This window comes from Ornithinimicrobium sp., from assembly GCF_035267225.1.
Lineage (GTDB): Bacteria > Actinomycetota > Actinomycetes > Actinomycetales > Dermatophilaceae > Ornithinicoccus.
On the sequence record NZ_DATFMA010000086.1, the window covers coordinates 25,214 to 45,755 of the forward strand.

Here is a 20,542-nt window from a genome sequence, read left to right on the forward strand (position 1 = left end):
CAACCGCGTGACTGCGGATTCGGCAAGGGGAGACGATGGGGGACATGCGGGTGATAGACCGAGTGGACGAGCTGTCGCAGTTGCCGGGGGTGGCGGACCAGGTCCAGCAGGCGAGGAAGGCCTGCGAGGAGCTTCGCTGGCATCCGGCGCTGAGGCGGCGCATCCCGGAGGCCGCGGCGGAGTCACGGGTGCGGGGAGCGGCCGCCAGCGCGGCCCTCGAGGGCGCCGAGGTGGCCGGGAGCCGGCTCAGCCTGACCCTGGTCAGGGACGTGATGCGGGGAGCGAGCCGGCCCCCCGCCCAGCCCGACCCCCAGTGGCAGGTGCTGCTCGGTGCGGTGCGGGTGACCGCCGCCGCGGAGCAGACGACCAGAGCCACCCTGAGTGCGCCGGCGCAGAGCCTGGCCCGGCTGCACATGGCGGCCGGCTCCGCGTTGCTGCCGTCAGCCTCCTTGGGCCGGCCGCGTGGCGGTGGTGAGGACTGTCGAGAGAACCTGGGAATGGGGGACCCCGTGCCCGGCCATGAGGTGGCCGAGCGGCTGCGCCGCATCATCGAACTCATCTCGGGCGTCGCTGCCGGACGGCAGCCGACGGTCCTGCTGAGCGCCGTGGTCCACGCCGAGCTGCTCGCGGTCCGTCCGTTCGTGGCGGCCAACGGGCTTCTCGCGCGAGCGCTGGAACGGGTGACTCTGCACCGCGCCGGAGTGGACCCGACCGGGGTCGCGGTGATCGAGGCAGGTCACGCCCGGTCGGCGGGTGGGGAGTACCACCGCGCCCTGTCGGCCTACGCCACCGGAGAGCCGGAGGGCGTGGCGGCGTGGCTGGTCTACGCCGCCGGGGCGGTGGTCGACGGTGCGCACGACGGCGTGCGAGTGGCCGATGCTGTGCTGGCCGGAAGAACGGCCGGCTAGGGGTTGAATCGCCCGCGCTCGCGGTGTAGACCTGTCGAAGAGGCGTTCGGTCACCGAGCGGCTCAGCGGAGACGACACCAGCACCCACGTGCCGGGCGGTTCACTGATGGACCTGTCGAGGCCGGGCTGGACCCGGCCCGATGTCGCAGCAGCACGCTCTGATCACTGGGCGACTCCGCAGAGAACGGCGCTCCGCGCATGCGGGGCGTCTTTCTCTGTCGAGCAGATCTCCTCGAAGTCCAGATGCGACGAAACACGGTCTGTCGCAGTTGCTCCCGGCTACTGCGGGCAGGCAGAATAGGGCGCAGTGCTCCCCTCCGGGGTCGAGCGCGGGCGTTCCAGCCCAACCCCCAAGGACTGGAACGCTGACGGCCCCCGCTACCCCCCAAGCGGGGGCCGTCCAGTTTCCGGCGTGAGTCGTCCACAGCCCCGGACGCGGCGTCGCCGTCCTCCCCAGGGCGCGGCGGCGCCGCGGTCGAGGCGTAGGCCTGCGGGCGAGGCTGACGGGATGTCGGGAACGTTCGCCGAGGGCCTGGGACTAGGGCCCCTGAGCCCGCTGGTCTTTCAGGACGGGGTCACCGACGTTCTCGTCAACGGCTCTGCGGGGGTGTGGGTGGACCGGGGGAACGGACTGCACCGTGCCGACCTGGAGCTCCACGACGACTCGTCCCTGCGCCGACTGGCCGTCCGGCTCGCCGCCGTGGCCGGGCAGCGGCTGGACAGCGCGGCCCCCTACGTGGACGGCCTGTTGCCGGGAGGGATCCGGCTCCACGCCGTGCTTCCTCCGCTGGTCGACGGCGCGGCACACATCAGCCTCCGCATTCCGCGCCGGGTCCCTCCGTCGCTGGCGACCTTGCGGGAGTTGGGCATGTTCGACCGGGACACCGAGACCGTGTTGCGGCGGATCGTCCGTGCTCGCGTCGCCTTCCTGGTGGGCGGGGGTACAGGCAGCGGCAAGACGACCCTTCTCGCGGCGTTGCTGTCGCAGGTGCCGGCCCGGGAGCGCATCGTGGTGGTCGAGGACGTCCGGGAGCTCAGTGTCGACCACCCACACGTGGTCTACCTGCAGGGCCGTGCGGCCAATGTGGAGGGTCGGGGAGAGATCACGTTGACCACCCTGGTCCGGCAGTCGCTGCGCATGCGCCCCGACCGCGTGGTGCTGGGGGAAGCGCGGGGCGCCGAGGTGCGCGAGCTGTTGACGGCCTTGAACACCGGCCACGAGGGAGGATGCGGCACGGTGCACACCAACTCGGCCGCCGATGTCGTGCCGCGACTCGAGGCGCTGGGTGGGCTGGCTGGTCTGGGCCCGGAAGCGGTGCGCACACAGCTCGGTTCAGCGATCCAGGTCGTGCTGCATGTGGAGCGGGTGGGGCCGGTGCGACGGCTGACGGACATCGCGGTCATCGGTCTCCGTGAGGGCCGGCTACGGGTCCGGTCGGCCCTGAGGGTGCAGTCCGAGGGGTGGGTCGTCGGGCAGGCGTCCGAGACTCTCGAACGCCTTCTCGACCGCGCAGGCGAGCGGTGAGCGCGGCCGCGCTGGCGGCGGCGGTGCTCTGCGGTGCTGCTGTGCTGGCATGGTCGGCCGACGATCCGTGCGGCGGCGGCGGGCATGCAGGAGGGGTTGCGAGGCGCCCCCGGCAGAACCTGAGGCGTCTGGGTCGGGCGGTCGCTCGTCGCGCCCTCCGGCGGCGGCCCGCTGCGACCAGCAAAGACCTCCTACCGGTGATGGATGCGCTGCACGCGGCACTGCAGGCGGGGCTCAGCACCTCCCAGGCCCTCCGCATGGTCTCCAGCACGACAGATGCATGGGGGCTCCTCACGCCACTGGTACGGGCGGCCGACGAGGGTCGGCCGATGGGACACGAGTGGCGCCGTCTGGCGAGGCGGATGGACCATCCCGACCTGTCTGCACTGGCCCGGGCCTGGATGATCAGCGAGCGCGCGGGGAGTCCGGTCGCCGACGCCGTCGCGACCTCGGCGAACACGGCCCGCGCCCGCACTGCGCTGTCGCAGCGGCTCCAGGCCGCGACGGCGGGTGCGCGCGCCACCTGCACCATGCTGACCTTGCTCCCACTCGGCGGGCTGGCGGTGACCTCCCTGCTCGGTCTGCCGCCCACACAGCTCTATGCGCACCCGGCCGCCGCCGCGGCCGGGTTGCTGGGCGTCGCGCTCCTGCTGCTCGGACGCTGGACCGTACGTCGCATGATCTCCAGCGTCTCGGCTGCCGTGTGCTGAGCACGGGCCCCTGGCTGGCTGTGACCCTGGTCCTCCTCGCCTGCTTGCTGTGGCCGGCCCGTGAGCCGCAGTGGCGGTGGCGCCGGCGGCGCGTCGGGTCGCGCTCGATGAGCGCCCGAGCCGGGCCAGAGCCCACGGTGGCCGAGGTCATGGACCATCTGGCCCTCGCGCTCTCCGGCGCCGGCGGGGTCGCCCCGGCGTTGCGCGAGGTGGCCGACGTGACGCCGGGTCGCACGGGGCGTGAGCTGGCCACCGTCGCCGCGGGGCTCGCCTCGGGACAGGATGAGGAGGCCGCATGGTCACAGGCGCCCGTCCGTTGGGAACCGGTGCAGCAGGCGATCACGCTGGCCGGTCTGGCTGGAGCAGCTCCCGCGGAGCTGCTGCGAGCGGCCGCCGCGGACCTTCGACGCGACGCCCTCGCCCAGGTGGAGCAGGAGACGGCCCGGATGTCGGTATGGCTGGTCCTCCCTCTGGGCCTGGCCTTCCTGCCTGCGTTCGTGCTGACCACCGTGGTGCCGTTGGTCGTTTCGCTGGCGACCTCGATCTCGGCGGGCTGGTAGTGCTGGAGCGCGACCGTCCTCCACACCCCGGTCAGAACGGTTGAGCCGTCCACGGCATCCGCTGGCACGCCTCCGGGACCGGCCCCTCGCGCTCAGCCTGGGATCACGCAGGTCGTCCGGCCTGCCGGGTGGCCCGTTGCTTCCCTGCTCAACCGAGAGGAACACTCATGAAGATCCGCTACCTGCTGCGAAGGGCCCGACACGCCTTGCGTGGGGCTCCGAAGGACGCGGGGATGACCACAGCCGAGTACGCCGTGGGCACGCTCGCAGCCTGTGCACTGGCCGCGGTCCTGCTGACCGTCGTCAGCAGTGACTCGGTCAGAGACCTCATCGCCAGGGTGATCACCACGGCGCTCTCGGGGTCGCTCTAGTGCCGCGCCGGCAACGAGAAGCGGGGATGGTGACCGCCGAGCTGGCGGTGGCCATCCCTGGCGTCCTCGTGGTGCTCGCGCTGTGCCTGGGCGCCCTGGCTCTCGCGGTGGACCAGATCCGGTGCGTGGATGCGGCGCGTGCTGCCGCGCGCGCCGCATCTCGCGGGCAGGACGAGGCTCAGGTGCAACAGCTGGTGCGGTCGTTGGTGCCCGCGGGAAGCACCGTCAGCGTGACCGGGCTGGCCCCCGACGCCGTGCAGGTCCGCGTGACCGCACCGCCCCGGTTGCCCTGGCTTCCCGGCGTGCCGCAGGCCGCCTCGATCGCGCAGGCGCCTCTGGAACCGGTCACGGGCGGCTGATGAGGCCGGGCAGGGACAGCGAGCAGGCGGCACGTGAGCGCGGGTCGGCCACCGTCCTGGCGGTGGGGACGGTCGGAGCGCTTGCCGCCCTGTTCCTGGCCGCGGCCTTGCTCGCCGCCGCCACGGTGGCTCGCAACCACGCGCAGACGGCGGCCGATCTCGGTGCGGTGGCTGGAGCGCAGGTTCTGGTGGGGGGATGGTCCGAGCCGCGGGTCTGTGCACGCGCCGCCCGCTTCGTGACCAACAACCATGCGCGGATGCACCGGTGCTACCTGGTGGATGAAGCGAGCGCCAGCACCGTCTCGGTGGTCGTCGAGGTACGGCGGCCGGTGCTGACCAGCACCTCGTGGGTGGCCCGAGCTCGAGGCCGCGCCGGGCTGGTGCCGCGGTGAGGGTGCAGGACGCCGGAGAGCTCAGGTGGGTGGGGAGGGTGGTGACTTCTCGGAGGCCGACGAGTCGTCGGAGGTGTCACGGTAGCTCCGGGGTCGGGGCGGGGTCTGCGCGCTCGCGCGCCGGGTGACGATGGACCGGTGCTCGTCGTCCGCGCCGGACGAAGCAGTCGACTCGGCGCCATGGGCCGCGGTCTGGTCCTCCTGGCTCGACTCCTCGGCAGCCTTCCCAGCGTCGGAGTCGGCCTGGGATTCGGCAGCACGGGACTCCTTGGACTTCTCCACCTCCTTGCGAAGCCGCTTGACCTCGGCGCGCTTCTCCCCCTGGGTTTTCAGGCCCACACTCAGCATCACGCTGCCGATGGCCAGAACCAGGACGGTGACGGCACCCAGCAGGAAGAGCTGCAACGGGGTGAGGTCAGCGGTGAACACCCCCCAGTCGATGGACATCGCTTCCAAACCGGTGGTGGCGAAGATGACGTAGATCACCACGATGATCGCGAGGATGATGAGGATGAGACCAGCGGCGAACATGGCGTACCTCTCCGGTGGGTCGATGGTGGCGACAACCCTAGCCGAGTGCGGCGAGCAGGTGGCGGAGCACCGCGACGGCTCCGGCCTTGTGCAGCGGCTCGTTCCCGTTGCCGCACTTGGGTGACTGCACGCACGATGGGCAGCCCCGTGGGCAGGAACATTGCTCGATCGCTCTCCTGGTGGCGTCGAGCCACACCGCGGCCCGGTCGTAGCCACACCGAGCGAACCCCGCACCGCCGGGGTGACCGTCGTACACCATGACCGTGGGCTGGCCGGTATCGGGATGCAGCGCGGTCGACACGCCGCCGATGTCCCACCGGTCGCAGGTCGCCACCAAGGGCAGTAGGCCGATCGAGGCGTGCTCGGCGGCGTGCAGCGCACCGGGCACGTCGGTGGTCTCCACGCCGGCGGCAGCGATCTGAGCATCCGGCATCGTCCACCACACGGCTCGGGTGCGCAGCGTCCGCTCCGGCAGGTCGAGGGGATGGCGACCGATGACCTCACCGCTGGGCAGGCGCCGCAGGAACGCGGTGACGCGGGAGGAGACCTCGACCTGGCCGAAGCAGACCGTCGCCGGTCCCCAGGGCATTGAGATGACGGCCTCCGGGCTGGTCACCCGGAACTCGCTCACCGACGCCGCCTGCGTGCTCCACCCGGGATCCCCGGCCACGACCGTCGCGGTGCCCGCGTCCAGGTCCAGGGCGGTGACCACGTGCGGCTCGCCCTGGTGCAGGTAGACAGCGCCGGTGTGCACGGTGGAGTGCGCGCGGGCGTGGTCGACGGTGCCGAGCACCCGACCCGTGGTGGCATCCACGATGCGCACGCTGGCGCCGACACCACGCAAGGTGAGCTGGTCGCTGGCCCGCTCCGGCCGGGCCCAGAACCATCCGGCCGGCCTGCGCCGCAGGATCTGCTGCTCGGTGAGGCGGCGGGCCAGCGCGGGCACGGTGGGTCCGAACCAGCGGCGGTCCTCGAGCGTCAGGGGCAGCTCCGCGGCCGCCGCCGCCAGGTGCGGGGCGAGCACGTAGGGGTTCTCGGGGTCGACGACGGTGGACTCCACCGGGCTGGAGAAGATGCGCGCGGGGTGATGCACGACGTAGGTGTCCAAGGGATCGTCGGCGGCGACGAGGACGGCGAGCGAGGGCTGGCCCGCGCGGCCTGCGCGACCCGCCTGCTGCCACATCGAAGACAGCCGGCCCGGCCATCCCGCGAGCACCACGGCATCGAGACCGGCGATGTCCACGCCGAGCTCCAACGCCGTGGTGGCGGCGAGCCCCACGATGTGGCGCTCACGCAGCCCGGTCTCCAGGGCTCGCCTGTCCTCGGGCAGGTACCCCCCGCGGTAGGCCGCGACGGACCCCGCACCGTCCGGGGAGATGTCGGCCAGTCGGCGGCGGGCGATGTCGGCGACGACCTCCACGCCCACCCGGGAGCGGGCGAAGGCGACGGTCTGCACATCCCGGGCCACCAGCTCGGTGAAGAGGTCCGCGCCTTCGGTGACCGCGCTGCGCCGCGTGCCGTCGGAGGTCATCGGGGGCTCCCACAGCGCGAAGGTCACCGACTCGCGCGGCGAGCCGTCCCGGGTGACCTCGCGCACGGGGAAGCCGGTCAGCGCCCGGGCGTGGTCACCCGGATCAGCCACGGTGGCGGAGGCGAGAGCCACCGTGGGGTGCGCGTTGTAGCGCGCCGCGATCCGCAGCAGGCGGCGCAGCACAGCGCTGACGTGCGTGCCGAAGACCCCCCGGTAGACGTGGCACTCGTCGACCACCACGAAGGACAGGCGGCGCAGAAAGGAGGCCCAGTGCTCGTGACCGGGTAGGAGGCTGTGGTGCAGCAGGTCGGGGTTGGTCAGCACGTAGTGGGCATGCTGACGGATCCACCGGCGCTCCTCGGCGGCGGTGTCCCCGTCGTAGGCGGCGACGGCGACGCCGGGCACGGCCAGCGCGCGGATCCGTGCTTCCTGGTCGGCGGCCAGTGCCTTGGTCGGCGCCAGGTAGAGGGCGGTGGCGCCGCGGCCGGTGGGCGAGGACGAGCCCTGCGCCAGCTTCGTCAGGACCGGCAGGAGATAGCCCAGTGACTTCCCTGACGCGGCTGCCGTCGACACCACCGCGTGAACGCCGTCCCACAGGGCGTCGGCCAACTCCCGCTGGTGGGACCAGAGAGTCTCGATGCCCGATCCCGCCAGTGCGGCATGCACGCCCGGGTCGATCCAGGCGGGGTAGGAGGCGTGACGGGCCTCGCGTGCGGGCACCGTGTGCGTGTGCAGCAGCGACGCCGAGCGTTCACCTCGTGCCAGGTGAGCCAGAGCCGAGGCGGGATCGAATTGTGTGCGGGCCGCCATTGGTGCCACCGTATGCGCAAGGCTCCGCCGTGGTGGTCCACATCAGGGTTTACTGTGAGCCGCAACATCACGCCCACATTCTTGGTGCTCCGCAACGGATGCGCCGTGCACGGAGGTACTCGATGACGCCGATGGCCCAGGAGATCAGTCTGGGATGGGGGGGCACGTCCATCGTCACGGTGGTGCTGCTCATTGCGATCGCCGCGCTGGTCATGGGATGGAAGTTCCGCGCCGAGGTGCTGTCCCACCATCCGGGAACCGAGAGCATGCAGGAGATCGGGGGTGCGGTCCAGGAGGGGGCGCAGGCCTATCTGCGGCGACAGTTCACCACCCTCGGCATCTTCGTGGTCATCGCCTTCTTCCTGCTGATGCTGCTCCCCGCCGACGGGATGGGAGTGCGGGTCGGTCGCTCCGTCTTCTTCGTGCTGGGTGCCGTCTTCTCGGCCACCATCGGCTACCTGGGGATGAGCCTGGCGACGGCGGCGAACATGAGGGTTGCGGAGGCCGCGCGCACCTCGGGCCGCGACCTGGGAATGCGCATCGCCTTCCGCACCGGAGGAACGGTCGGGATGGTCACCGTCGGTCTGGGGCTGCTCGGTGCCGCGCTGGTGGTGCTGGTCTACCAGGGTGACGCCGCCAAGGTGCTGGAGGGCTTCGGGTTCGGCGCCGCGCTGCTGGCCATGTTCATGAGAGTCGGCGGCGGCATCTTCACCAAGGCCGCGGACGTCGGGGCGGACCTCGTCGGCAAGGTCGAGGCCGGCATCCCCGAGGACGACCCGCGCAACGCGGCCACGATCGCCGACAACGTGGGCGACAACGTGGGTGACTGTGCAGGCATGGCCGCGGACCTCTTCGAGTCCTACGCGGTGACTCTGGTCGCCGCCCTGATCCTGGGCACCGCCGCTCTCGGCGCGGACGGGCTCACCTTCCCCCTGATCGTCCCCGCGATCGGCGCGCTGACGGCGATCTTCGGCGTTTTCTACACCCGGGCCCGGCCCGGTGAGAGTGGGCTGGTGGCCATCAACCGGGGCTTCTACCTCTCCGCTCTGGTGGCGGCGCTCGCGTCCGTGGTCGCGGCGATGCTCTTCCTGCCCTGGAGCATGCCGCCTGAGCTCAGTGAGCTGGCCGTCTTCGGCGTCGGTGAGACGCCGGACGTCAACCCCGCTCTGCGCAGTGCCATCGCCGTGCTCATCGGCATCGCGCTGGCCAGCATCATCCTTCGGCTCACCGGGTACTTCACCGACACCGAGTGCAAGCCCACCAAGGACGTCGCGCGCACCTCGCTCACCGGCCCGGCCACCGTGATCCTGTCCGGGATGGGTGTGGGCTTCGAGTCCGCGGTGTACACGGCCGTGACGATCGCCGGCGCCGTCTACATCTTGTTCACCCTGGGCGGCGGCTCGCTGATCCTGTCGCTGTTCTTCGTGGCCCTGGCGGGTTGTGGGCTGCTGACCACGGTGGGGGTCATCGTGGCCATGGACACCTTCGGCCCCGTGTCGGACAACGCGCAGGGCATCGCCGAGATGTCCGGCGACGTGGATGGTGAGGGCGCCCAGGTGCTGACTGAGCTCGACGCCGTCGGCAACACCACGAAGGCCATCACCAAGGGCATCGCCATCGCCACCGCGGTGCTGGCGGCCACGGCGCTGTTCGGCTCGTACTGGGACGCCGTCAGCGAGGCACTGGAAGGGGTGGCCGGCAGCACACCCGAGGAGGCCTCCTCGGTGCTGCAGTCGTTCCTGGTCTTCGACCCGCGCTCGCTGGTCGGGTTGATCATCGGTGGCTCGGTGGTGTTCCTCTTCTCCGGGCTGGCCATCAACGCGGTCACCCGGGCCGCCGGGGCCATCGTGTTCGAGGTGCGCCGCCAGTTCCACGACATGCCGGGCATCATGGACCGCACCCAGAAGCCGAACTACGCGCGGGTGGTGGACATCTGCACGAAGGACTCCCTACGGGAGCTGGCCACACCCGGTCTGCTGGCGGTGCTGGCCCCGATCGCGGTCGGCTTCGCGCTGGGGGTCGGAGCGTTGGCCGGGTACCTCGCGGGCGCTATCGGCGTCGGCGTGCTGATGGCTGTGTTCCTGGCCAACTCCGGCGGAGCGTGGGACAACGCCAAGAAGATCGTCGAGGACGGGCACCACGGTGGCAAGGGCACCGCCGCACACGAGGCCACCATCATCGGCGACACGGTAGGCGACCCCTTCAAGGACACCGCCGGGCCGGCGATCAACCCCCTGATCAAGGTGATGAACCTGGTCGCCCTGCTGATCGCGCCCGCGATCGTGTCGATGTCGGTCGGCAGCGAGGCCAACGACGTGCTCCGCTGGGCCATCGCGCTCGTGGCGACGGCGATCATCGTCGTGGCCGTGCTGTTCAGCAAGCGACGCGGCCTGGCGATCGCCGAGGCGCCCGCCCAGGACACCACGACGGCGTGAGGAGGCACGTCGGGGCTGCTCCGGGCGACCTCGGCGGGCTACGGGCGGACCTGGTCGCCGCGGACTACACCTCCGCTCGCCTCGACCGGCTCTGGGGTGTGACGGCCAGCCGGGCGCTGAGCCGGGGGGAGCTGATCCCGGCGCGTCGTGCCCTCGAGGGCAGCGACGACCCCGCTGCCGCTCTGGCGCGCTTGTGGATGCTCGGCCTGGCCGTGTCGCGCGAGCGCGCGACCTCTGCCCTGCCGCGCGGGTGGGAAGCCGCGCTGGACCACGGGCTGCTCGCTCTCGACAACGAAGGGGTGCGGGGAACGGTCGACCTGCGGCCCCACGGCGAGGACCCACACGAGGGCTGGGTCGTCTCGGGCGTGGGGTCCATGGTCACCGGTGGCGCCCTCACGGCGGAGCACGTGGTCGGTGTCGGAGGTGCCTCGGCCACCTTGGCCTCCTGGACACCGCGTCCACGGGTGCAGCGCGCCCTGGACGTGGGTACGGGGTCGGGCGTGCAGCTGCTCTCGCTCGCGGGACACACCGCCAGGCGGGTCGCGACCGACACCTCGCCGGAGGCGCTGCGCCTGGCCGGGATCACGGCGGCCCTGAGCGACGTCAGCGTCGACCTGCGTGAGGGCTCGTGGTTCGACCCGGTGGCCGGCGAGCGGTTCGGACTGGTCGTGAGCAACCCGCCGTTCGTGATCACGCCCCGTTCAGAGGGCTCGAGGCTGACCTACCGTGACGGGGGTGGAGTGGGCGACGAGGTGCTCCGCACGCTCATCCGCGATGTCGGTGCGCACCTGGCCCCCGGCGGCGTGGCGCAGTTCCTGGGCAACTGGGAGGTCGCGTCGGGGTCCGAATGGGACGACCGGCCGGGTGCGTGGGTCCGTGAGTCCGGCTTGGACGCCTTAGTGGTCCAACGCGACCTGCTGGACGTCGCGGAGTACGCCCGCACGTGGGTCCACGACGCCGGAACCCACCCCGGCGACCCGGAAGGCATGCGGTGGTACTCCGAGTCCCTGGCCGACTTCGAGCGCCGCCGGGTCACGCACGTGGGCCTTGGCATCGTCACCCTGCAACGGCCCAGCGAGACACGGACGCCGTGGGTGCACCTGGCGGACCTGCGGGGGCCGGTACAGCACCCCATGGGCGGCCATGTGCTGAGCCAGCTGCGCGCACGCTCGTGGCTCGCGATGCACACCGACGAGGAGCTGTTGTCGGTGCCGTGGACGGTGGCCGACGACGTGACCCTCGAGACGGTCGCGCGACCCGGCTGCGTCGACCCTGTGTTCATCCGGGCGCGGCAAGCGTCCGGGTTCGGCTGTGCGCGCCGGCTCACCGCTCTCACCGCGGGGGTGCTCGGAGCATGCGACGGTGAGCTGTCTGCCCGGCAGCTCACCGTGGCCGTGGCCGCTCTGCTGGAGGTGGACGCCGGTCAGGCCATCGCCGACCTGGCCAACGAGCTCCGCGACTGGGTGGCCTGGGGCCTGGTCCGCTGAGGAGGGGGCAGGCGTCGGACGTCCCGCCGTGCGCCGTCCCACCGTCGCCACAGCGCTGCCGAGGTCGATCGGTCCATCGCGAAGGCGTCGATGAACAGGCGCAGCACCCGACGGGACAGCGTCTTGCCGGACAGCGCTCGACTGACGGTGTCCTTGAGGCGCCGGGGCAGCTCCGTGCAGTCCCGCGAGACCTCCCCGGTGGCCCACTGGTGCTCGGCAAGGACCCTGGCGATCGCGGCCTGCTGGATGCCGTGGCCAGGCGCGGACACGTGCTGCTGCCACCGAGCGCGGACCCGCGGGTCCTCGCGCAAGGTGGTGCACAGCAGCTCCACGGTGTGTCGGCGTGCGTCGACCGCCCGGCCGACGGTCTGCGGGCGAATGGTGAGGTCCCGTACTGCGGTCGCGGGAGAGCCTGCGGGTTGGCGCATGCTGGATACCTTCCGGGTGACATCGATGTGGTGATGTCAGGAGCACGGAGGTGCCGCCGTGATACATCCCTGGCTCAGCCCGCGCTTCTGCGGTGCCACGGCTCGTCGTCGAAGGTGAGGTGGCGACGGGTGGCCAGGCCGTCCCCGCGCATCCGCAGATCGGCCTCGTGATAGGCCGCCACCGCTTCGGACGCGCCGTCGAGGGCCGCGGAGGTGGTGACGACAACGTCCCGGAGCTGCGGACGAATGACCGCATCGCTCAGCTCGCTCAGACTCTTCCGGACCAGGGGACTGTGAGTCAGTGTCGCCGTCAGCTCGAGCAGTGCTGTCTCGAGACGCTGCCGGTGCCCGGCGTGGTCCTGGCTGGTCCGCTCACAGGAGCGCAGCACGCGGCTCGCTTCGTCGTGGCGGACGTCCCAGCGCGTCATGGGCAACGTGGATGGTCTCTGGATGCAGGCACGCGTCAGCCGATGTTGAGCACGGCGGCACGCGCGCGCGCCGACGCCTCGGCGGCGGTCTCATCGTTGCGTTGGAGCAGGCTACGCACGAGGGCGATGATGTCTCGGACCTGCTCGCTGGCTCGTCGCCAGCGCAGCTCCACGGCGTAGTACTCCTCGGATACCCCGTCGGCCCGGAAGTCCGCCATCGCGGTGGCGACCTGCGTGTCCCGCCAGGCCAGGAGCGCCTCCAGGCGGCTGATGACGGCGGACACCTCCCCCTGCACAGCGGCGGAGGCGTCGGTGTCGTAGGAGATGCGGTCCGGTGTGCTCATCAGCCTTCCTCTCGATGCTGGATCAGGTCGTCAGGGCCTGGACGTCTAGCCGCGAGCGGCGAAGCGGGCAGCGGCGAAGTCGCCCTGCGCCTGCGCGTGAGCCGCGTTGTCCCCGGACTGGAGGTCGCCGTCGCGGAAGGCGTGGTCCAGTCCCGCCTGGCCCTCCAGGATGGCGGCAAGCGAGCGGTTGAGGTCCGAGGCCACCTCGTCGACGCTGGCCTTGAAGCGGTCGAAGGCCACCCGCCCTGCCCCGTTGAAGCTGCCGTGGAGTGGCTCGGTCGCTCGGACCAGCTCGGCGACCAGGGCGCTGAGGTCCTGGTGCGTGCTCCGGGTGTCCGTGGTCAAGGTGCTCAGCGTGGCGCTGCCCATGTCGAACTTCATGACTTGCCTCCGAGGGTCGGGTGCCGGACAGGGCACCGTGGTGGGGTACGAGGCTTCATTCAACCGGCCGGCCGACCCGGCCTCAGTAGTTGTCCACAGGATGAGCCGGCGGTGCCGTCGCGGCTGCCAGCATCGACGCCATGACCGAGCCCCCGATGCCGCCCCCCACGGCGGCGTGCGCTGAGCAGGGTGGGCCCACCCACCTGCCGGTGACGGTGCTGGGGTCCACGCGGTCGGCCGACCTCGCTCTGGCGGCCGACCGACCGGTGGCCCTGCTGCTGCCGCTGCTCGTGGATCTGCTGGAGGCGGGTGCCGTCGGTGCGTGCGGGCTGTACGCCGACGACGGACGCGCGCTGGACCCGGAGTGCTCCCTGGCGGAGTCGGGGACGGCGGAGGGCGCCGTCCTGCGGATTCTGCCGCTGACGCAGGCACCGCCAGCGCCGAAGCTGGCTGACCTGGGGGAGGTGGCCGAGTCGGTCACGGGTGCGCTCGCCGGATCAGCGCAGAGATGGCGAGGCTGGGTCATGGCCACCGCGGGCACGGCGATGGCCGGGGCCGGGGCCGGCTTCGCCGCGGCGTCACCGCACGCTCGGGTCTGGCTCGCCCTCACCGTCGCCGCGGGCCTCCTGGGTGCCCTGTCGCTGCTGGGCGGACTGTGGGGCGGCACCCCGCTGGCCTGGACCGGCGCCGCCGGGTCTGCGGGTCTGTTGCTGGCGGGTGCCGTGGCCGCAGGATGGAACCGCGACGCGCCCTTGCTGGCATCCTCCGCGCTGGTCCTCGGCGTCCTCGCCGTGGACGCCTTGCCCGCGACCGCCTTGCGCGCTGCAGGGGTGGCCGGACTGGACGCTCACCTCGCCGGTGGCGGCGAGACGACGCGAGCAGACGCGGTGCAGGCGCTGCACGCTGGTCACGCGATCCTGCTGAGGGGACTGCTGGCTTGTGCAGCGGTCGTGGCCGTAGCAGCCGCGGCGGTGGGTCGCTGGGCCCCCGACGACCCGTGGGCCACCGCGCTGCTGGCCGCCGCGCTGGCGACCTGGGCGTGTCGCGTCCGGCACTTCCCGCATCCGGCGCAGAAGAGCGTCATCACCGCTGCTGCGGTGGCCGGACTGCTCGGGTGGTCCGCGATGTGGGGCGCTCAGCATCCGTCAGAGCTGGTCTGGGTGGGACTGGCGTGCGCGGCGGCCGGAGTGGCGCTCGCCGCCCTCTCCGCATGCCGCCCCACCCCCCTGGCCCAAGCCAAGGGGCGACGCTGGGTCGGACGAGTGGAGTCGATGTGCGTGCTGGCCCTGGTACCGCTGCTCATGGGGCAGGGTGGCGTCTACGCCGACCTGCTGGCCAGCCAGCGATAGGCGTGCCCACAGACGCGGTGACGCCGTCGATGGCCGGGCTCGCGTGTCGTGGACGGGTCGCTCCCAGCCCGCATCCACGATGACCGCTCGGCGCGTTCACCGGGCAGCGCGACGGACGCCGACCCCCCTTCCACCCCAGCGCTGGTCGCTGGAACGGCCGCCGGTGGTCGCGGACGAGGACCCGGGCATGAGCGGTCTGGTCCTGGCGGTGCCGCTGCTGGGAGCGGGCGCCTCGATCACCATGATGCTCCTGTTCCGCGGTTCCGCTCTGGCCCTCACGGGTGCCGCGATGATGCTGCTGACCATGGTCGCCTTCGTGGTGATGGCGACCGGGCAGCGTGGGCGGGCGGCACGCCGCCGTCGCACCGCGCGCGCGTCCTACCTGACCTATCTGGAGCGGACCCGCAGCGCGCTGACGCGGACCGAGAGCGAGTGCTCTCGAGGCCTTCGCCGGGCACAGCCGCCGTGCCGGGCCCTGCCGGCGCTGGTCCGGGACCGTCAGCGTCTGTGGGAGCGGCGACGCCACGACGCAGACTTCCTCCGGGTGCGGCTGGGCACCGGGTCGGTGAGTCTGGTCACCCTCGAGATGCGCGTCCACCAGGACCCAATGACACCGCCGGACGACGTCATGTCCGCGGAGGTCGAGCGCCTGCGGCGTCGCTTCCAGAGCACCCCGGACTGTCCGGTCGACCTCGCACTGGCCGCCGCCGGAGTGGTCAGCGTGGTCGGAGAACGCGCGTTCTGCGAGCACGTGGCTCGGATCGTGATCGCCCAGTCCGTGTCCTTCGCCGCACCCGAAGACCTGCACCTCGCGCTTCTCGTCCCCCCACGTCAGCAGGCGCGATGGAGGTGGACGCGGTGGCTGCCGCACCTGCACGACGCGAGCGGGTCCACCGCCTCCGGTCCCCGCTTGCGCATCGCCCCGTCGGCCTCGGGGCTCCGCGCCCTTCTGGGGGAGGAGCTGCAGCGTCGGGTCGACGCCGCCGCGCCGGGAGCGTTCCCGTCGGCCGCAACCGGCTCGGCCCTGCGCGAAGCCACCCTGCTGGTCGTCTGCGACGAACACGGTGAGGCTGCGCACGACTTCCTGGCCCACCTGGCGGCCCCGCCTCCGGCAGACCTGCGGCTGAGCGTCGTCCACCTGCTCTCGGGTCGTGCCGAGGAGCCGCCGGACGTCGCCGTGCGCGTGCAGCAGGTCGGTCCGGGGGAACGTCGTGCGCTGCTGGAGTGCTACGAGCGCCGCGACGAACGTCCCAGCCGGCGACATGTGCACCTGGACGAGTGGGGGAGGGCCGAGGGCGCCGCCCTCGCGCGCGCGTTCGCGGGGCTGCGTCTGGCCGCGGACCCACCGGCACAGCGGCCCTGGGGTGAGCCGCACGGGGACGCCCTGGAGCTGCTCGGGCTCGGGGACGGCGGCGACCTCTCCCTGGACCACGCCTGGACCTCCCGTCCCCCGGAGGCGTTCCTCCGTGCTCCGATCGGCTTCGACGCGGCGGGTGAGCTCGTCGAGGTCGACCTCAAGGAAGCGGCAGCCTCGGGCATGGGGCCCCACGGGCTGTGTGTCGGCGCGACCGGCTCGGGCAAGTCCGAGCTTCTGCGCACGCTGGTGCTGTCGCTGCTGAGCACCCACTCGCCCTCGGACGTCGCGATGGTGCTGGTGGACTACAAGGGAGGCGCCACGTTCGCTCCCTTCGCGGCCGCACCCCATGTGCACGGCGTCATCACCAACCTCGGCGACGACGCCCTGCTCCTCGACCGGGTGTACGCCAGCCTGGCCGGCGAGGTCCGACGGCGACAGGAGATGCTGAAGGAGGCCGGTCACCTTCCGCACATCACGGCATACCGGCGACGACTTGCCGATGCGGCCGCCTCGGGCGGGAGGCTGCCGCCGATGCCCCACCTGCTGGTGATCATCGACGAGTTCGGCGAGCTCCTCACCACCCGGCCGGAGTTCGTCGAGCTCTTCCTGTCGATCGGCCGCGTCGGTCGCTCCATCGGGGTGCACCTACTGCTCAGCAGCCAACGCGTCGAGGCCGGCAAGCTTCGCGGCCTGGAGACGCACCTGTCCTACCGGATCGGGCTGCGCACCCTGTCCGAGGCCGAGAGCCATACCGTGCTCGAGACTCCCGATGCCTTCTCACTGCCGACCCGCCCGGGGTACGGCTATCTCAAGGTCGACTCCTCCGTCTACCGCCGGTTCCGCGCGGGGTACGTCTCGGCTGCCCTTCCACTGCCGGCCCACCAGCGGGCCGGTGCGGCATCGATGGTGCGGGCCCTGCCCTTCTACGGCACGGGGCACGACGGGGGCACGGGGCACGACCCTGCGGGCCCGGCTCGCGGCTGTGCCGAGCCAGACCTGGAGGACTCGGAGGCCGAGCCCGATGTGCAGACAGGGAGGCCGTCCGTTCTCGAGACCGTGGTGGCGGCGCTGGCGAGCCACGACTCGGTAGGCCCCCCGGTGTGGCTGCCGCCGCTACCGGAACAGCTGACCTTGGACCAGGTGCCGGCCAGAGCGGTCGACCCGTCACCCGAGTCTGCGGGCAGCGGGCCGAGCGCCGTTCCCCTGGGGCTGCTGGACGACCCGGGCCGACAGTGGCAGGGCCGCTGGGAGCTGGATCTCACCTCGGGCGGGCACGTGCTCATCGTCGGGGGACCGCGCAGCGGGCGTAGCACCTTGCTCCGTACGGTTGCTGCCTCGGTCGCGATGGGGCACGGGCCGGACGAGGTGGTGGTCTACGGCATCGACGCCACGGGGGCCGATCTGGAGGTGCTCGACGCCCTGCCCGGCGTGGCCGGCATCGGGAGCCGCTCGTCCCCCGAGCTGGTGCGACGGGTGGTCGCCGACCTGCACAGGCTGTTGCTGCGACGCGAGGGGAGGGGCCACAGGAGCGAGGGTCGGCAACCGGTCACCGGTGCGCAGGAGCAGCCAGGGGACTCAGACGCCGGCCTCGCGCCGCCCCTGCGGACCGGCGCCGACGTCATCCTGCTCATCGACGGTTTCGGGCCGCTGTGCGACGAGCACCCCGAGGCCGGGGACGGGGTGGACGCCCTTCTGCGCCGAGGCCCGGCCCAGGGGATTCGCATCGTGTGCACCGTGAGCCGGCGTCACGAGGTGCGGCTGCACCATCAGGTGGGCTTCACCACGGTCCTCGAGCTGCGCCTGACCGACGCCGCGGACTCCGGCCTGGGCCGGGCCCGAGCTCAGAGCCTGCGTGATGCACCCGTCGGCCGGTGCCTGCTGGCCTCGGGCCGGCTCGCTCAGGTGGCTTTGCCCCGCATCGATGGCCGCGAGGACCGGGTCACGCTCGAGGCCGGACTCGCCGATCTGGTCGAGCATGTTCGCTCCACGGCCACTCTGAGCGTCCCCAAGGTCCGTGTGCTCCCGGCCGTGGTCGACCCAGGGCAGATCGCTGTCGGCTCTCGGCCGGGCACCATCGGTCTCGGGATGGACGGTGCCGACTTCAGCACCGCCGTGCTGGACCTGCACGCGCGCGACCGGCACCTGTTGCTCGTCGGTGACCCAGGGGTCGGAAAGACCTCACTGCTGGCACGCCTGCTCGGCGAGCTGGTCGACCAGTACTCCCCGGAGGAGCTGGTGGTGGCCCTGATAGACCCGCGAGGAACCTTGCCGGAGCACGTGCCCCAGCACTACCTGGGTGGCTACGCGCGCTCGACCACGTCGGCGCACCGGCTCATCGAAACGGTCGTCCGTGAGCTGGAACAGCGGGTCCGCCGTGCGTCCTCGGGGCAGTCGGCGCCGGCTCCGCTCTCACCTCGCATCGTGGTCGCGGTGGATGACTACGAGGCGCTGACCGCGGGCGGGGCATCGCCTCTGCAACCGCTGACCCCCTACCTGCCAGGCGCCCGTGAGATCGGCCTGAACGTGATGGTGGCTCGCAGTGCCCACGGTGCGGCACGCTGCGCTCTGGACCCTGTGCTGACCTCGATGCGCGACAGCGGCGCGAGCGGGCTGCTGTTCTCCGCCGACCGGATCGAGGGGCAGGTCTTTCCCTCGGTACCCCCCACGCGTCTGCCCACCGGCCGCGTCCTGTGGGTCAGGCCGGGGCGGGAGGTACGCACGGTGCAGACGGCCTACCAGGGACGCGACTGATCGCCGGTGGGCTCGGGGCGAGCGGGTCTGGGCTCTGGCCCGCCAGCTGAAGCCGCGCAGCGCACCTGTGGGCCAGGGCGTCGATCCGCGCGTAGGAGGGCACATCGCAGGTCGAGGTGAGCGTCACGCCCACCCCGTCGGGTGCGCAGAACCACTGGTGGAGCATGAGCAGGCGGCCATCCGCTGCACGGTGACGGCTGAGCCGTTGCCCGCCAGGATGCCCGGCGAAGCGACAGTGACGCAGATCGACGAGCTCGTAGTCGTCCAGGACGAGCGGCAGCATCCGGTCGGTGCGGGCCTGCCACTGGGCGAAGGTCAGCCCGCCGTTGTCGACGACGGTGAGCACCAGACTGGCCTGGAAACGCCGTCCGCGCGCCGGCTCGACCGCAGCCACCCCGGCCCCGGCGATCGCGAGGCTGCTCCACCCGGGCGGGACACTGCAGCGAGCGCCGCTGTCCTCGTGGTGCATCCAGCGTTCGTCCGTGCTCATGTCCAGAAGGCCAGGGTCTCGACGACATCGTCGCCCAGCTCACTCGCGTGTTCGACGACCCAACCAGCACCGTCTCCCATCGCCTCGCCGGCATCGGCCCCGGCGTCCTGCAGGTGCCCGCCGACCCAGGAGCCCGCCTCCGAGCCGGCCATGCCTCCGAGCGCTGCGCCGACGGTGGCTCCGATCACCGTGCCGGCGCCGGGCAGCACCGCGGTGCCGACCGCTCCACCGGCCCAGGCCCCTGCTTGACCTCCCGCCCACGCTCCTCCGGCAGTCGTCGCGGTGCGGGTGGCCGTGCGCCCGATCCGCCGGTCCGTCGCCTCGCCGGCGTCGCGTTGCCACTGGCTCCACGCCACACCGGCGACGGTGACGCCGGTGTTGGCGCGCCCTAGCACGGCTGCGGTGCGCGACCACCGCGCGTGAGCAGCGCGCCGGTGCGCCTTCGCGACGACGTTGCCGCCGGGTTCGAAGCTGCGCAGCCGGGCCATGGGGCCGAGGCCGGCAGCGGTGGAGAACCGCCCCGTGCCGGCGCGCAGCCGCTGGGCCGGAGTCAGGCTTCCTGGTGCCACGAAGCGCCCGGAGGCGGCACGTGGCCGGAAAGTGCCGTGCTCGACACTCACCATCCAGCTGGCGTACGCCGCTGCGCCGACGCCGGTGGCCTCCAGAGACGACAGGCCCCGGTGCACCAGGTCCTCTCCGCTTCCAGGGTGCCCGGGCCACCGGTGCCTCGCCTCGCCGGTCGGACGGTCGCGGTGGGCACCGCCTGGCCTGCCGACGGAGGCTCGCGGTTCGGTCGGCTGCCCCGCCGCACTTCGGTCGGCCTGACTCGTGGTGGCAGCCGGGGTGACAAGAATGCCGAAACGTGGGTCGCCGCAGACCAAGGCGGCGATGGCGGCGGCGCACTCTTGCTCGGCCCGCAGGCGAGCCAGAGGCGCGGCTCGCGGGTCCTGCCCCGGGCCGTGGTCCCAGGTGTCGATCCACGCGAGGCGGTCGGCGTAGTCGGTCAGCGCCCGGTGCAGCGCCCATCCCGTGCGCAGGAGGTCTCCGGCAACCTCAGCAGGCCGGTCCATCGCCCTCAGCAGGTGGCCGGCTTCGGCCGCACGGTATCCCTCGGCCAGGTCGAGCCATTGTGCGCGCACACTCGCGGCGGTGCCCGCGAGCGCCACCAGGTGCAGCAGCGCGCCCGAGGCGGCGTCTCGGATGGCGTCCGGGTCGTCGCCACGCGAGGGAACCTCATGATCCTGCACGGCGAGCTCCCCTCTGTGGACGCAGGAGTCATTGCATCGCAGCGGGCTCGGGACGGGGCGAGGTTGTCCACAGCCGGCCTCGCGAGGATCGGGCGCACGAGTCGGCAAGGCTGCCGGCTTCGGCTACGGTGTGCGCGGAGTCCGACGT

Annotated in this window: 19 protein-coding genes; 11 read left to right on the forward strand and 8 right to left on the reverse strand. The window is 72.2% G+C overall.

The window, feature by feature from the left end:
- Positions 1 to 44 precede the first annotated feature (44 nt).
- The 7 genes from VJ976_RS08270 (at position 45) to VJ976_RS08300 (ending at position 4,825) form a co-directional block, all read left to right on the forward strand.
- Positions 45 to 908 (forward strand): hypothetical protein, encoded by an 864-nt coding sequence (locus VJ976_RS08270; RefSeq protein WP_324099641.1) that lies wholly within the window; start codon positions 45 to 47, stop codon positions 906 to 908.
- A gap of 508 nt (positions 909 to 1,416) precedes the next feature.
- Positions 1,417 to 2,433: a TadA family conjugal transfer-associated ATPase gene (locus VJ976_RS08275; RefSeq protein ID WP_324099642.1), complete on the forward strand. Its 1,017-nt coding sequence runs from the start codon at positions 1,417 to 1,419 to the stop codon at positions 2,431 to 2,433.
- Positions 2,434 to 2,633: 200 nt separating this feature from the next.
- Positions 2,634 to 3,143: a type II secretion system F family protein gene (locus VJ976_RS08280; protein WP_324099643.1), complete on the forward strand. Its 510-nt coding sequence runs from the start codon at positions 2,634 to 2,636 to the stop codon at positions 3,141 to 3,143.
- Positions 3,144 to 3,250: 107 nt separating this feature from the next.
- The gene (locus VJ976_RS08285; protein WP_324099644.1) at positions 3,251 to 3,703 is read left to right on the forward strand and encodes a type II secretion system F family protein; all 453 of its coding nucleotides are present in this window, start codon (positions 3,251 to 3,253) and stop codon (positions 3,701 to 3,703) included.
- Positions 3,704 to 3,870: 167 nt separating this feature from the next.
- Positions 3,871 to 4,074 carry a DUF4244 domain-containing protein gene (locus tag VJ976_RS08290; protein WP_324099645.1) on the forward strand — a complete coding sequence of 68 codons (204 nt, stop codon included), beginning with the start codon at positions 3,871 to 3,873 and terminating at the stop codon, positions 4,072 to 4,074.
- 26 nt (positions 4,075 to 4,100) lie between these two features.
- Positions 4,101 to 4,433: a TadE family type IV pilus minor pilin gene (locus VJ976_RS08295; protein ID WP_324099646.1), complete on the forward strand. Its 333-nt coding sequence runs from the start codon at positions 4,101 to 4,103 to the stop codon at positions 4,431 to 4,433.
- Positions 4,433 to 4,825: an Rv3654c family TadE-like protein gene (locus VJ976_RS08300; RefSeq protein ID WP_324099647.1), complete on the forward strand. Its 393-nt coding sequence runs from the start codon at positions 4,433 to 4,435 to the stop codon at positions 4,823 to 4,825. The genes VJ976_RS08295 and VJ976_RS08300 overlap by 1 nt, the downstream gene beginning before the upstream one ends.
- Positions 4,826 to 4,846: 21 nt before the next feature.
- On the opposite strand, the gene VJ976_RS08305 is transcribed toward VJ976_RS08300, so the two are convergent.
- Both VJ976_RS08305 and VJ976_RS08310 read right to left on the reverse strand, forming a co-directional pair.
- The gene (locus VJ976_RS08305; RefSeq protein WP_324099648.1) at positions 4,847 to 5,356 is read right to left on the reverse strand and encodes a LapA family protein; all 510 of its coding nucleotides are present in this window, start codon (positions 5,354 to 5,356) and stop codon (positions 4,847 to 4,849) included.
- Between the two features lie 37 nt (positions 5,357 to 5,393).
- Positions 5,394 to 7,697: a DEAD/DEAH box helicase gene (locus VJ976_RS08310; protein WP_324099649.1), complete on the reverse strand. Its 2,304-nt coding sequence runs from the start codon at positions 7,695 to 7,697 to the stop codon at positions 5,394 to 5,396.
- Positions 7,698 to 7,819: 122 nt separating this feature from the next.
- On the opposite strand from VJ976_RS08310, the gene VJ976_RS08315 reads away from it, so the two are divergent.
- Positions 7,820 to 10,132: a sodium-translocating pyrophosphatase gene (locus VJ976_RS08315; RefSeq protein ID WP_324099650.1), complete on the forward strand. Its 2,313-nt coding sequence runs from the start codon at positions 7,820 to 7,822 to the stop codon at positions 10,130 to 10,132.
- The gene (locus VJ976_RS08320) at positions 10,129 to 11,619 is read left to right on the forward strand and encodes a class I SAM-dependent methyltransferase (RefSeq protein ID WP_324099651.1); all 1,491 of its coding nucleotides are present in this window, start codon (positions 10,129 to 10,131) and stop codon (positions 11,617 to 11,619) included. Before VJ976_RS08315 ends, VJ976_RS08320 begins: the two co-directional genes overlap by 4 nt.
- Here VJ976_RS08320 and VJ976_RS08325 read toward each other — a convergent pair.
- From VJ976_RS08325 to VJ976_RS08340, 4 genes are all read right to left on the reverse strand, one after another.
- Positions 11,556 to 12,047 (reverse strand): hypothetical protein, encoded by a 492-nt coding sequence (locus VJ976_RS08325; RefSeq protein ID WP_324099652.1) that lies wholly within the window; start codon positions 12,045 to 12,047, stop codon positions 11,556 to 11,558. The genes VJ976_RS08320 and VJ976_RS08325 overlap by 64 nt on opposite strands.
- Positions 12,048 to 12,121: 74 nt before the next feature.
- Positions 12,122 to 12,475, reverse strand: a complete 354-nt coding sequence (locus tag VJ976_RS08330; protein WP_324099653.1) for a DUF6507 family protein — start codon at positions 12,473 to 12,475, stop codon at positions 12,122 to 12,124.
- Positions 12,476 to 12,510: 35 nt separating this feature from the next.
- A complete protein-coding gene (locus VJ976_RS08335; protein WP_324099654.1) occupies positions 12,511 to 12,819 on the reverse strand; it encodes a pore-forming ESAT-6 family protein in 309 nt (102 codons plus the stop codon).
- A gap of 45 nt (positions 12,820 to 12,864) precedes the next feature.
- Complete coding sequence (locus tag VJ976_RS08340) at positions 12,865 to 13,200, reverse strand: hypothetical protein (RefSeq protein ID WP_324099655.1); 336 nt, start codon at positions 13,198 to 13,200, stop codon at positions 12,865 to 12,867.
- 140 nt (positions 13,201 to 13,340) lie between these two features.
- Here VJ976_RS08340 and VJ976_RS08345 point away from each other — a divergent pair, with 140 nt between their 5' ends.
- Entirely contained in the window at positions 13,341 to 14,549 is a 1,209-nt protein-coding gene (locus VJ976_RS08345; RefSeq protein WP_324099656.1) for an EsaB/YukD family protein, read from the forward strand.
- Between the two features lie 79 nt (positions 14,550 to 14,628).
- Positions 14,629 to 18,657 carry a type VII secretion protein EccCa gene (gene eccCa, locus VJ976_RS08350; protein ID WP_324099657.1) on the forward strand — a complete coding sequence of 1,343 codons (4,029 nt, stop codon included), beginning with the start codon at positions 14,629 to 14,631 and terminating at the stop codon, positions 18,655 to 18,657.
- Here eccCa and VJ976_RS08355 read toward each other — a convergent pair.
- Together VJ976_RS08355 and VJ976_RS08360 are read right to left on the reverse strand one after the other, a co-directional pair.
- The gene (locus VJ976_RS08355; protein ID WP_324099658.1) at positions 18,602 to 19,147 is read right to left on the reverse strand and encodes a hypothetical protein; all 546 of its coding nucleotides are present in this window, start codon (positions 19,145 to 19,147) and stop codon (positions 18,602 to 18,604) included. The genes eccCa and VJ976_RS08355 overlap by 56 nt on opposite strands.
- On the reverse strand, positions 19,144 to 20,394 hold the full coding sequence (locus tag VJ976_RS08360) for a hypothetical protein (RefSeq protein ID WP_324099659.1): 1,251 nt from the start codon (positions 20,392 to 20,394) through the stop codon (positions 19,144 to 19,146). Before VJ976_RS08360 ends, VJ976_RS08355 begins: the two co-directional genes overlap by 4 nt.
- Between the last annotated feature and the right edge of the window lie 148 nt (positions 20,395 to 20,542).